The sequence below is a fragment of the Streptomyces polygonati genome (assembly GCF_042650325.1).
Taxonomy (GTDB): Bacteria; Actinomycetota; Actinomycetes; order Streptomycetales; family Streptomycetaceae; genus Actinacidiphila; species Actinacidiphila polygonati.
In genome coordinates this window covers 217798-230036 of record NZ_JBHSBB010000008.1, presented here as the reverse complement: position 1 = coordinate 230036, position 12239 = coordinate 217798, and the positions used below count along the sequence as shown (strand labels likewise).

Here is a 12239-nt window from a genome sequence, read left to right as displayed (position 1 = left end):
CCTCCGGGCCGGACGTCGCCGCGACGGCCGGCCGACGACTCGGCGCGCGGAAGTGATCTCTTCTCATGCAGCTCTACCTGCTGGCCCTGAACCCCACCGACTCGGTCACCGAAGGGTTCCTCCCCGCCGCCCGCAGGCTCGGTCTGGACGTCACCGTGCTCACCGACCAGCCCGAGGCGCACTGGGCCGTGTACGGCGGGGGCGGGGACGGGTCCGGTCACGTCGAGGTGCTGGAGTGCGCGGTCCGCGATTTCCACGCGGTGATCACCCGCGTCTCGGCGCACCGCGGGCCCGACGCGGTGTTCAGCAACAGCGACCACCTGCAGACCCAAGCCGCCCTGGCCGCGGCGTACTTCGGCCTTCCCGCCAAAAGCTGGCAGGCGGCGCTGCGCACCAAGGACAAGGCGGAGATGCGCCGCGCCCTGGCCGCCGCGGGGGCCGACACCGTCTGGTCGGTCGAACTGCCCGCCGGGCAGGACCCGTTCACCGTGCTGGCCGGCCTGGACGTGCCGTACCCCTGTGTGGTCAAGCCGCGCGAGGGGGTGGCGAGCGAGGATGTCGTACGGGCCGAGGGACCGGCGGAGTTGGCGCGGCTGTGCGCGGAGATCCAGGCCCGCCGCCCGCAGGCCGCACTGGTTGTCGAGGAGTATCTGCCGGGCGAGTTGTTGACGCTGGAGACCCTCGGCGACGGCCGGACCCGGCAGGTGCTGGGCGGTTTCCGCACCCGGCTGTCCCCGCCGCCGTACTTCATAGAGGAGCGGCTGACGTTCGTCCCGGACCGTCCGCCGGCCGTCGAGGCGCAGGTGCTGTCCCAACTGGACGCGCTGGGCGTGGGTTTCGGGGCCTGCCACACCGAATTCGTGGTCTCCGGGGGACGCGCGCGGCTGATCGAGGTCAACTACCGGGCCATCGGCGACCAGTGCGATCTGCTGCTCGCGGACCTGCTGGAGGTGCCGCTGTTCGAGCACATCCTGCGCGTGCACCTCGGTGAGAGCCTGCCGGCCGGGCTGGGGGTGCGCACCGGCCGCGCCGCCCGGCTCGACTACCCCTACGCGCGGCGGGCCGGCACGCTGACCGCCGCGCCGGGTCCGGCCGATCTGACCCTCGGCGGCGTACGGCTGACGTACCGTCCGCTGCGCGCCGTCGGTGAGCATCACCCGCTGCACCACACCAACCGCGACCTGCTGGGCGTCGTCCGGGCCGTCGGGCCCGAACAGGACGCCGTGGACCGGGCCGTGACCGGTTTCCTCGCCGAGCGGACGTGGGAGATCAGCTCGTGACCGCGACCGGTCCGGTCGCCGGAACGACCGAGGAGAAGCTGCTGCTGCGGGTGCTGGGCACGCTGCTGCGCGAGGACGTGCTGGGCCTGCGCACCCGGAGCACCGTGTCGGACCGGCCGGACGGGCGCTGGCTCCGGCTGGCCGGAACCGGTGGGCGGTCGCTCGCGCTGCCGGTCGCCGAGGACGGCTTCCAGTGCGAGTACGCCGCCCGGCTGCCGCTGCTGCGGGTGGAGCCGGACGGCGGGGAACTGACCACCGGCGCAGCGGTCCTGGCCGCGCTCGGCGCGCTCGCGCCGCCCGAGGACCGGGCGGGCTTCGCCGCCTTCGCTGCGGAGTACGGGGACGCGCTGGCCGCGCTGCGGCTCCAGGCCGCCACACATGACGAGGTCGCCGCGCGGCTGGTGGCCGGGCACGGCCCCGATCTCGCCCGGTGGCGGGGCCCGGCGGCGAGCCTCGGCTTCGACACTCTCGCCGCCCGCGCCGGCCATCCCCTCTACCCGACCTCCGCCGCCCGCACCGGACTCGGGGCCGGCCAGCTCGCCCGCCACGCACCCGAGTTCGGCCCGCGCTTCCGGCTGCGCTGGGTGGCCCTGCCCAAGGAGACGGTCACCGTGGCGGGGCCGGACGGGATCGCGGGTCTCGCCGGCTGCTGGCCGGCGCCGTCCGCGCTCGGGCTGCCGGGGCTCGACGACAGCCATCTGGCCTTGCCCGTCCATCCGTTGACCGCGGCCGGACCGCTGCGGGACGCCTTACGCGCGGCCGGTCTCGAAGGCGCCGCCGCCCTGGCGGACCGCCCCTGTCTGGAGGCGGCGCCCACTTTGTCGACCCGGACCGTCGCCCTCACCGCGCATCCCGGTGTCCACCTCAAACTGCCGCTGGCCACCTCGACCCTGGGCCTGCTCAACCGGCGGACCGTCAAGCCCGGCAGCCTCACCGACGGCGCGGCCGGGCAGCGCCTGCTGGCGGCGGTGGCCGCCCGCGAACCCCGCTTCGGCGGCCTCGTCCTGCACACCGACGAGACGCGGTACGCGCACGCCGGGCATGAGCTCCTCGCCGTCCTCGTCCGCCGCCATCCGCCCGGCCTCGACGACTGCCTCGTACTGCCGCTGGCGGCGCTGACGGCTCCGGCCCCCGACGGACGGCTGGTGATCGACCACCTCGCCGACCGCTGGTTCGGCGCCGATCCGCTCGCCCTGCTGGACGCCGTGCTGGGGCTGCTCCTGGACTGGCAGACCACGCTGTTCGGCTACGGCATCGCGCTGGAGTCCCATCAGCAGAACATCTCGCTGCTGCTGGACGGAAGCGAGGACCGCCCGCGGCTCCGGCTGCTGTTCAGGGACGACGACAGCCCGCGGATCCATCGCGGCCGGCTGCGCGACACGCTGGGACCGGACGCCGTGGGCCCGGCGGACTTCGCCGATCCGCGGATCTTCGTGGACGACGACCGGCCGGTCCTCGACCTGTTCACCACCATCACCGTCCATCTGTGCGCCGGGGCCTTCGCGTTCGCCCTGGCCCGGCACGGCCGCGCCCCGCTGGCCCGGCTGCTCGACCTCGTACGCCACCGGCTGGACGAGGCGGTGCGGCGGCTCGGGGACGGGCCCGGCCGGCCCGGAGCGGCGCTGCGCGCCCACGTCCTGGACGCCCCGCGGCTGCCCGTCAAGGCGATGGTCACCGCGGGCACGCTGCTCACCAAGAACCGCTCAGGAGCGTCCGACATCAACAAGCACTACACCACCGGTCCCAACTACCTTCTGCGGAGCCGTTGATGGCACTGCCCTGCGTCACCGGCCCCGCGGACCGCGCGGACCGGGCCCGCCGCTCCGGCCCGACCGACCCGGCCGGACCGACCGGGCCGGCCGACCCGCCCGGCCGGACCCGACTCGCCTCGGCCGACGAGGCGGTGGCCCACACCCTGCTCAACTGCCTGCTCCGCGAGGTGGCCGGGCCCGAGCGGCGGACATCCGTCGTCGACGGCCGCCTGCTGCTGCGGCTGCCCTGCACCGGCGTACGGCTGCGCGTGGCGCTGCGCCGCACCTCCGTGCTGGGTGCGCACCGCTTCGCCGGGCCGGTGGCCGAGTACGCGGACGGCCGCTGGTCCGTGATCGGCTGGCGCCGGCTCGCCGAGCGCACGCACGCGGAACTCTCGGCCCGCACCGGTCTGCCCAACGACGAGTTCCTCGACCAGGTCGTCTCCAGCCACCAGGGCGTCGCCGCCGGGCTCGGCGCGGCCCGTCCGGCGGCGGACGGCGATCCGCTCGCCCGCTATCTGGCCTCCGAGCAGTCGCTGGTCTACGGCCACCGCTTCCACCCCACCCCCAAGGACCGCAGCGCCGATCCCGCCTCCTGGGCGGCCTACGCGCCCGAGGCCGGGGCCCGCTTCCCGCTGCGGCTGCTGGCCGTACGCGACCGCTTGACCGTCGAGGAGGGCGCGGAGCCCGGTGCGACCGGCCCGCTGGACCGGCTGGCCGCGGTGCCCGACGGCTACCGGCTGCTGCCCGCGCACCCCTGGCAGTACGAACTGCTGGGCCGGCATCCCGCGTTGCGTGCCGCGCTGGGCCGCGGCGATGTGCTGGACCTGGGCCCGGGCCCGGCCCTCTTCGCCGCCACCGCCTCGGTGCGCACGGTCTACGACGGTGAGAGCTTCCTCAAATTCAGTCTGAACGTCCGCATCACCAACTGCCTGCGCAAGAACGCCCACTACGAGCTGTCCGGCGCGGTCGCCCTCACCCGGCTGCTCGCTCCCGCCTTCGCCGACCTGGCGGCCCGCTTCCCGGGCAGCGGCATGCTCCGCGAGCCCGCGTTCCGCAGCCTGGCGGTGCCGGGGCCGGACGGGGCGGCGGACCTCTCGCTGCTGGAGGGCTTCGGTGTGATCGTCCGGGAGGGGCTCAGGGAACGGCTGCGGCCCGGCGCCACCGCGTTGCTGGCCGCCGCCGTCGCGGACGAGTACCCGACGGGCCCCGGGCACATCTCCCGGCTGCTCGGCGGGGCGGAGCGCGCGGCCGCGCTGCGCTGGTGGCGGGCGTATCTGCGGCTGCTCGTCCCACCGGTGCTGGCGGCGTACTTCGACCACGGGATCGTGCTCGAACCGCATCTGCAGAACGTGCTGGTGTGCGTCGACGCCCACGGCGATCCGGTCCAGGTCCTCTTCCGCGACCTGGAAGGCACCAAACTGCTGCCGGAGCACCACGACGGCGCCCTGGCCGCGCTGCCCGCCCGGGTCGCGGGCCCGCTGACGTACGACGCCGACCGGGGCTGGGACCGGCTCGTCTACTGCCTGCTGGTCAACCATGTCGCCGAGATGCTCTCGGCGCTCGCCGATCTGCACCCGTCGGCCGAGCGGGCCCTGTGGTCCGAAGTGCGGCGCGTGATCGAGGACTTCGCCGCCGGGCACGGAGCCGCACCCCGGCTGGCCGCCCTGCTGGCCGGGGAACCGCTGCCGGCCAAGGCCAATCTGCTCACCCGCTGGGGCCGGGCCGCCGACCGGGAGGCGGGTTACGTCCGGCTGCCCTCACCCCTGGCGGGGGACCTCACCCGGGGTGCCGTCGGCCGCCCTGACGCCGCCGGGACCGCGCGGTGACCGCCCCCACCGCGTCCGTACGCGATCTCGCCCGGTCCCTGCCGACCGGAGAACTGCCCGCCTATGTCTACGATCTGGGCGCCCTGCGGGAGCACGCCGCCGCCGTCCGGTCGGCGCTGCCCGGGGGCGTCGAGCTGTACTACGCGGCGAAGGCCAATCCGGAGCCGGAGATCCTGACCGCCCTCGCACCCTTCGTCGACGGCTACGAAGTCTCGTCGGGGGGTGAACTCGCCCATGTGGCAGAGGTGTTGCCGGGCAGTGCGCTGGCCTTCGGCGGCCCGGGCAAGACTCCGGCGGAGGTCGCGGCGGCCCTGGCGCGGGGGGTGCGCCGCTTCCATGTCGAGAGCGAGTACGAACTGCGCATGCTGGCGGAGCTGGCCGCTCACCCGCCGCCCGCTCCCGGCGGGGGCCCGACCACCGGTGCCGGCCGCCGCGTCGGGGTACTGCTCCGCTTCAACCTGCCGGTGGCGGACGGGCTGCTGGAGTCGGGCTCGCTGGCCATGGGAGGGCGCCCGGCGCCGTTCGGCATCGATCCGTCCCGCGCCGACGCCGCGGTGCGGCTGCTCACGGACGGCGGCTGCCCGCAGTTGGAGCTGCTCGGTGTGCACGCCCATCTGGCCAGCGGGCTGGCGGCGCCCGAACTGCTCGCGGTGGCGGCGTCGGTGGTGGGCTGGGCGGCCGAACTGGCCGCCCGGCACCGCGTCGAGCTGCGGGAGGTGAACATCGGTGGCGGGATGCTCGTCGACTACGCCCGTCCCGACTCGCGTTTCGACTGGGCGGCCTACGGCGCCGGACTCGCCCGGCTCACCGCCGCCCGCCGCGGACCGCTGCTCCGCGTGGAGCCCGGCCGCTCCCTGACCGCGTACTGCGGCTGGTACGTCACCGATGTCCTCAACGTGAAGCACAGCCACGGCGAGGAGTTCGCGGTCCTGCGCGGCGGAACGCACCATCTGCGCACCCCGGCGGCCAAGGGCCACGACCAGCCCTGCGCGATCCTCCCGGTGGACGGCTGGCCCCACCCGTGGCCGCGGCCGGCCGGCGGCCCCGGTCCGGTCACGCTGACCGGCCAGTTGTGCACCCCCAAGGACGTCCTCGCCCGCGGGGTGCCGGCCCCGGGCCTGCGGGCCGGGGACCGGGTGGCCTTCGCGCTGGCCGGCGCCTACGCCTGGAACATCTCCCACCACGACTTCCTGATGCACCCCCGGCCGACGGTTCACTTCCTCGGATCCTGAGCATCTACCGTAGAAGGAGTGTTCACAAAGGCGCCCATCGTTCACGTACGTAAACCGAAGGAGATCTCCCGTGCACCCTGCCGCGCTCGCCGGTGACCGTATCCGCTCGGTCCGGCTGTCGTCCGTGCTGCTGCCGCTGGCCGTCCCGATCAGCGACGCCAAGGTGCTGACCGGGGTGCAGCGTCCGATGACCGCGATAGCGCTGCTCTTCGCCGAGATCACCACCCGGGACGGCCACGAGGGCATCGGGTTCAGCTACGCGAAGCGCGCCGGGGGCCCCGGGCAGTACGCCCACGCCCGGGAGGTCGCGCCCGTGCTGGTGGGAGAGGACCCCAGCGACATCGGCCGGCTGTGGGACAAGCTGGTCTGGGCCGGCGCCTCGGTCGGCCGCAGCGGGCTCGCCACCCAGGCCGTCGCCGCGCTCGACATCGCCCTGTGGGACCTCAAGGCCCGGCGCGCCGGGCTGCCGCTGGCCAAACTCCTGGGCGCCCACCGGGACTCCGTGCGCTGCTACAACACCTCGGGCGGCTTTCTGCACACTCCCGTCGAGGAAGTGCTGGACAACGCGGACGCGTTGCTGGAGCGGGGTCTGGGCGGCATCAAGATCAAGGTCGGCCAGCCGGACGGCGCCGCCGACCTCAAGCGGGTCGAGGCGGTACGCGCCCGCGTCGGCGACGGCGTACCCCTGATGGTCGACGCCAATCAGCAGTGGGACCGGCCCACCGCCCTGCGGATGGGCCGCGCCCTGGAGGGCTTCGGGCTCACCTGGATCGAGGAGCCGCTCGACGCCTACGACATCGAGGGGCACGCCGCGCTCGCCGCCGCCCTCGACACCCCGATCGCCACCGGCGAGATGCTGGCCGGGGCGGCCGAGCACGCCGCCCTCATCGAGGGCCGCGGCTGCGACATCCTCCAGCCCGACGCCCCACGCGTCGGGGGCATCACCCAGTTCCTGAAGGTCGCCGCCCTGGCCGACCACCGGCACCTGCGACTCGCCCCGCACTTCGCGATGGAGATCCATCTGCACCTGGCGGCGGCGTACCCGCGGGAGCCGTGGGTCGAGCATTTCGAGTGGCTGGAGCCGCTGTTCGACGAGCGCCAGGAGATCCGCGACGGCCGGATGCACCTGTCGGCCCGGCCCGGCCTCGGCATCACGCTCAGCGCGCAGGCCAGGGCCTGGACCAAGGAGTCCTGCGTGGTCGGGCAGCCGGACTGACCTGCTGAAAACCGGGCCGGGCGGTGGGTCGGGCGCGGTCAGACCGGGACGGTGAGGCGCACGCCGAGGATGGGGATGTCCACCTCGCCGCGGGCGTCGGTGTGCCAGCGCCAGTGGGCGCCGTCGGCCTCGCCGCACACCAGACCTGTCCAGCCGGCCCCGCCGGGCCCGCACAGCGCGGCCAGTTCGGCGGCCTCGCTTTCGGTGGGCGTGCCCGTCATGACCACCAGGCCCCTGACGGGGCGCCGGGACGCGGCCCCGAGGATGGTGCCGCGAGCCGCGGCGGCGCGCGGGGTGACCGTACGCTCCTCGACACGGGTCACCTGCCGGAGGCCCGCGGGCAGCGCCACCGGCGGGGCGCCGTCACCGGTCCGCAGCACGGTCACCGGGGTGTCGGGCCTGCTGCGGGCGGTCTCGGCCAGCAGATTGCGGATCACGTCGCCGGCCACCGCGCGGTCCCCCGTCACGCTGAGGACGCCGTCCAGCCGGCTGAGGTCGACGAAGACGGGCGCGCCGTCGGTGTCGGCCCCGGCGCGCACCAGACAGGCCGTCGGGTCCGGGCCGCCGGCGCCCCACTGCCCGTCACCGGGGGCCGACGGGCGGCGCCAGCGGGTGTCGTCGACGCTCTGCCAGGGCCGGTCCATGGTCTCGGTGGCCGCCAGCCAGACGGTCGTCCCCTCGGGGTCGACGCGCAGCGCGTGCACCGGCTTGTCCGGACGGTCCCCCGCGGCGGCGAACTCGCCCAGCGCGCCGTAGGCACGCCGCACCGACTCGGCGTCGGCGGCGAACCTCCGGCCCACCGCGCGCCGGGCCTCGGTCCTGCGCCGGCGCGCGGCCGGCTCCCCCAGCCGGGCGAAGAGCCGCCCGACCGAGCCGAGCGCCGTGCGCACCCGCTGCCTGGCCACGATGGCGGCCGTCACCAGGGCCAGCGCGATCGCGCCGATCAGCGCGAGGGCGGCGGGCAGCGGGATCGACAGCAGGGTCGTCCTGGTCGTCGTCGTGGTGGTCGTGGCGCCGGTCGTGGCGGCGGTGCCGCTCTTCGTCCCCGCCGTCCCGTCCTGCGCGTTCGGGGCGGCGCCGGAGTCCTTGGCGAGTTGGACGTCGGGGCCGGCGGCGTCGGCGGGCAGCCGCAGGATCCAGCCGGGGTGGAGCTGGTCCGCCGGGGCGGTGAGCGCGCCGCCGTCCGGCTGGGCCAGTCCCTTGTTGAGGTCGAAGATCTCGCCGGCCCGCGACGGGTCGCCCAGGGTGGCCGTGGCGACGGACCGCAGGGTGGCGAGTGCCTGCCCGGACCGCGCCGGGTCCTGGACCACGAACACCTTCACCACCGCGCCGCTGTCGTCCGCCGTCGCGGGGGCCGCCAGTCCGGCCGCCGCCCACACGGCCAGCAGCAGGACGGCGACCGCCCGCAGCAGGCCGCGTCCCGGCCGTACGGCCCGCCCCGGTCCGCCCTTCCGGTGCGCCGTGACGTGTCTCGGCGGGCTGACCGCGGTGGCGACGACGCCGTTGCTCATCTTCTCCCCAGGTGCTCATGACACTGCTTCACCTCCTACACGGGGCCGCCCGGGAAAGAGTTCGAAAATTCGGCTGAACGGTTGGGCGGGTGCCGTCCGTGTAGGAGGCGAACACGGAACAGATCAGCGGCGGGGGACCAGTTCATGGCACGGCAGCACTCAAGTCCCGCGGACTTCGCCCTGGTCGGGCTGGACAAGGACCCGACGCCGGGTGATCCGGACCTGATCCAGGGCGTCGCCCAGCGGTACCGCGACATCGGGGACGCGGCGGAGAAGGCGTTGAACGTCATCAAGAAGGACGGCGCCATCTCGCAGGGCCGGGGCTCGGCGATGGACAAGCTCAAGGACAAGATCGGCGACGATCTGCCCGACAAGCTGACCAAGACGATGAACTCCTACCACGACGCCGCCCGGGCCTACACCGACTACATCCCCAGGCTCCAGGAAGCCCAGGACACCTTCGACCGCGCGGTCGACCAGGCCCAGGCCGCCGCCCCGCAGGCCGATCAGCAGCCCAGGACGCTGGCGGCCGACGCGACCGACCAGGACAAGGCGGCGGCGCGGCAGACGCAGGACGCGATCTCGCAGGGGCAGCAGCAGCTCAGTGCGGCCAAAAGCCTGGCGGAGCAGGCCAAGGCCATGCGCGAGACGGCGCAGCGCTCCTGCGCGGACGTGCTGGACAAGGCGGCCGGCGAGGCGATCCCGGAGCGGAACATCTTCCAGAAGATCTCCGACTTCTTCAAGGACTTCCCGTTCGTCCAGATCCTGCTCGGCCTGCTGATCGCGGTCGTGTCGGTGTTCTTCCCGGTGGCCGGACTGCTGCTCGGCGGCGCGTTGTTCGCCATCACCCAGATATCGGCGATAGCGAGCGGCAATTTCAAACTGGGCGACTTCCTGGTCGGGTTGATCGGCCTGGTCCCCGGCGGATCGGTGCTGAAGCTGGGCGGCGCGGTGACGAAGGCGGGGGTCGGCGGGATCGCCAAACTCGCCCCCGGCGCGGCCAAGTCGGTGAGCGGCACGATCACCGGTATCAAGACCTCGATCAACAGCAGCAGGACGATCGGACCGCTGGTGAACAGCACCGGCGGGAAGATCGGCGGCGAGATCGTCAAGGGCTTCGGCGACAAGGCCACCGACGAGGCGACGACCGAGGCCCTCAACGGCGACCAGTTGGACGCCGGCCTCATCTTCGGCGCGGGAGCGGCGGGCGCGGTGGGCGGCGGGATCGCGGCCAAGAAGAAGCTCGGCGACCAGAGCGGACAGAGCGGACAGGGCGGCGGGCCGGGGAGCGGGGGAGGGAGCGGCGCGGGCGGCGGGATCCCGCTCAAGTCCGCCGGCGGCGGCACCTCCCGGGGCCTGCCGGGCGAGGGCGGTCCGACGCCCTCGACCAGCGGCGCGCCGGGTGTCCCGGCCGCCGCCGCGCCGCCGCCCCAGCTGCGCACCGACAACAACCCGCTGTTCCGGGACGACACCCGGACCCCGGTGGGTGAAGGCGGCATCTTCCAGACCGGCTTCGCGCCCAGGAATCCGGCCAACACCGATCTGGCGGGTTTCGTGGCCGCCAACACCCCCTCCGCCTTCGTGTCGACGACCAGGAACGAGAACCTCAACTTCCTCGGCGGGGCGGGGCCCAACGGCGCGCTGGTCTTCCGCTTCCACCTCGCGCCTCCCGGCGGCATCGACGTCAACGCCACGCTGGGCCCGCACTTCAACCAGGGCCAGCAGGAGATCGCCTTCCCGGGCGGCATCGCGGCGTCGGACATCGTCGGGGCCAGGCTGGTCACGTCCGGCGGGCCTCCCTTCGCACCGGTGACGGTGGGGCCGTTCGTCCGCAATCCCAACTTCGTCCCCCGTCCCGGCTTCGACCCGGCGCACCTCCCGCTGCCGCCGAGCCCGCCGCCGATCCCGCCGCCCGGCAGCGGCTTCCCGCCGGCCGGCCCGCCGCCGCACGTCCCGGTGGCCGGTCCTTCGCAGGGCCCGGTGGTCCACCACTCCCCCGCGCCCCCGCGGCTGCCGCGCACCCGGCCGCTGCCGCCCCCGCGGCCGGCACCGGGCGGCGCGCCACCGCCGCCGCCCGGCGGCGGGGCAATGCCCCCGCCGCGTCCGGCGCCCACCGGGGCCCTCCCCCCGCTTCCCCCGCCGCCTCCCGCGTAGCGGCCCATACCCTCACGGAAGAGCGACATGATCGAAGAAGCCCACCCGGCCGAGCAGCACACCGGCCGCGCACAGCCAGGACCCGTCGGGAACACACCGGCCAGGGCCCGGCAGCCGGCCGGGAGCTGGCTCTACTCGATCGATCCCGGCTACGACCCCGACGGCACCGTACCGCCGCACGCGGTGATCGGTGCCTGGCCGGTCGGCCCGGACGGCGAGCCCGGGGAGTTCGTCACCAACCCCGGGTACCGCCCCTCGCAGCTGAGCCTGCTCTTCACCGACCAGGCCGGGTCGGGCCCGGCCGGAGACGGCGGACCGGCCGGGGAGGCGGGGCTGCCCACCGACCCGGTGGACGCCGCCATGCGGCGCGCCGCGACCGGCCAGGGCACCGAGGCGGCGGTGCTGGACGCGCTGGCCGGCACCACCGTGTACCTGCCGACGAACGCGGCCGGCGAACTGACCGCGTACGAGGACGAGGACGGCCCCTACGTCACCGTCCTGACCGACCCCCGGCAGGCGCCGCCGGCCGCGCCCAGGCTGCTGCCGGTGGAATCCGCCGAGCTGCTCGGCCTGCTGCCGGACGAGACCGCGCTGTGGATCAACCCGGAGAGCGAGGTGTCCATGGGGGTGTCGAGCGCGCAGCTCCGCGCCGCCCTCGCCACCCGGGCGGCGCCGGCGGGCCGCGCGGCGGCTGCCGCCGAGCGCGATCCGCGGCCCGATGCCCCCAGCACCGGCCTGCCCGGCTTGCCCGGCATTCCCCGCAAGGGGCGGGTCAGCGGCGGCGGTTGACCCTTCCGCGCACCCAACAGACTTCCACCCCACGCGGGGTGGACGGCCCGACAGTGGCATCCCGATCATCAGCAAGGAGCACCACCATGCCCGACTACAAGGTCAACTCGGACGAGACCGCCTCCACTTCGCAGGCGCTGCTCAATGACTTCTCGCAGCTCCAGGACAAGCTCTCCGAGGTCAAGAGCAAGATCTCCAGCCTGCTGTCCAACGGCTACAGCACGCCGGCCGCCCAGCAGAAGTTCTCGCCGTTCTTCGACGAGTTCGCCAAGGGCTTCGACCAGGTCAACCAGGGGCTCCAGGGCATCGGCCAGTACGTGAAGTCCGTCGGTGACGCCTTCTCGCAGACCGACGACCAGCTCGGCGCCAACCTCGGCTGACCCCGGCCGACCCTGACTGACCCTGACTGACCCTGCCCGGCCATCCCCGTTCCCCAGCAGCAGGAGAGAGACGATCCCCGTGCGATTGAACGTCAGC

The 12239-nt window shown here is 74.5% G+C and carries 9 protein-coding genes; 8 read left to right on the top strand and 1 reads right to left on the bottom strand.

Going from position 1 to position 12239, the window contains the following annotated elements; translation table 11 throughout:
- The first annotated feature begins 65 nt into the window (after positions 1 to 65).
- The 5 genes from ACFO3J_RS09635 to ACFO3J_RS09615 all read left to right on the top strand — a co-directional run bounded on the left by ACFO3J_RS09635 (position 66) and on the right by ACFO3J_RS09615 (position 7308).
- Positions 66 to 1280 carry an ATP-grasp domain-containing protein gene (locus ACFO3J_RS09635; RefSeq protein ID WP_386428085.1) on the top strand — a complete coding sequence of 405 codons (1215 nt, stop codon included), beginning with the start codon at positions 66 to 68 and terminating at the stop codon, positions 1278 to 1280.
- Complete coding sequence (locus ACFO3J_RS09630; RefSeq protein WP_386428083.1) at positions 1277 to 3049, top strand: IucA/IucC family protein; 1773 nt, start codon at positions 1277 to 1279, stop codon at positions 3047 to 3049. Before ACFO3J_RS09635 ends, ACFO3J_RS09630 begins: the two co-directional genes overlap by 4 nt.
- Complete coding sequence (locus tag ACFO3J_RS09625; RefSeq protein ID WP_386428082.1) at positions 3049 to 4860, top strand: IucA/IucC family protein; 1812 nt, start codon at positions 3049 to 3051, stop codon at positions 4858 to 4860. Before ACFO3J_RS09630 ends, ACFO3J_RS09625 begins: the two co-directional genes overlap by 1 nt.
- Complete coding sequence (locus tag ACFO3J_RS09620; protein ID WP_386428079.1) at positions 4857 to 6092, top strand: type III PLP-dependent enzyme; 1236 nt, start codon at positions 4857 to 4859, stop codon at positions 6090 to 6092. The genes ACFO3J_RS09625 and ACFO3J_RS09620 overlap by 4 nt, the downstream gene beginning before the upstream one ends.
- A 70-nt stretch (positions 6093 to 6162) precedes the next feature.
- Positions 6163 to 7308: an L-talarate/galactarate dehydratase gene (locus ACFO3J_RS09615; protein WP_386428077.1), complete on the top strand. Its 1146-nt coding sequence runs from the start codon at positions 6163 to 6165 to the stop codon at positions 7306 to 7308.
- A 38-nt stretch (positions 7309 to 7346) separates the two neighbouring features.
- Here ACFO3J_RS09615 and ACFO3J_RS09610 read toward each other — a convergent pair whose 3' ends face one another.
- Complete coding sequence (locus tag ACFO3J_RS09610; RefSeq protein ID WP_386428074.1) at positions 7347 to 8819, bottom strand: hypothetical protein; 1473 nt, start codon at positions 8817 to 8819, stop codon at positions 7347 to 7349.
- 144 nt (positions 8820 to 8963) lie between these two features.
- Here ACFO3J_RS09610 and ACFO3J_RS09605 point away from each other — a divergent pair, with 144 nt between their 5' ends.
- From ACFO3J_RS09605 to ACFO3J_RS09595, 3 genes are all read left to right on the top strand, one after another.
- Positions 8964 to 10973, top strand: coding sequence for a scabin-related ADP-ribosyltransferase (locus ACFO3J_RS09605; protein ID WP_386428071.1), 2010 nt, complete (start codon positions 8964 to 8966; stop codon positions 10971 to 10973).
- Positions 10974 to 11000: 27 nt separating this feature from the next.
- Positions 11001 to 11762, top strand: a complete 762-nt coding sequence (locus tag ACFO3J_RS09600; protein WP_386428070.1) for an SseB family protein — start codon at positions 11001 to 11003, stop codon at positions 11760 to 11762.
- Between the two features lie 86 nt (positions 11763 to 11848).
- The gene (locus tag ACFO3J_RS09595) at positions 11849 to 12142 is read left to right on the top strand and encodes a WXG100 family type VII secretion target (RefSeq protein WP_386428068.1); all 294 of its coding nucleotides are present in this window, start codon (positions 11849 to 11851) and stop codon (positions 12140 to 12142) included.
- Positions 12143 to 12239 lie beyond the last annotated feature (97 nt).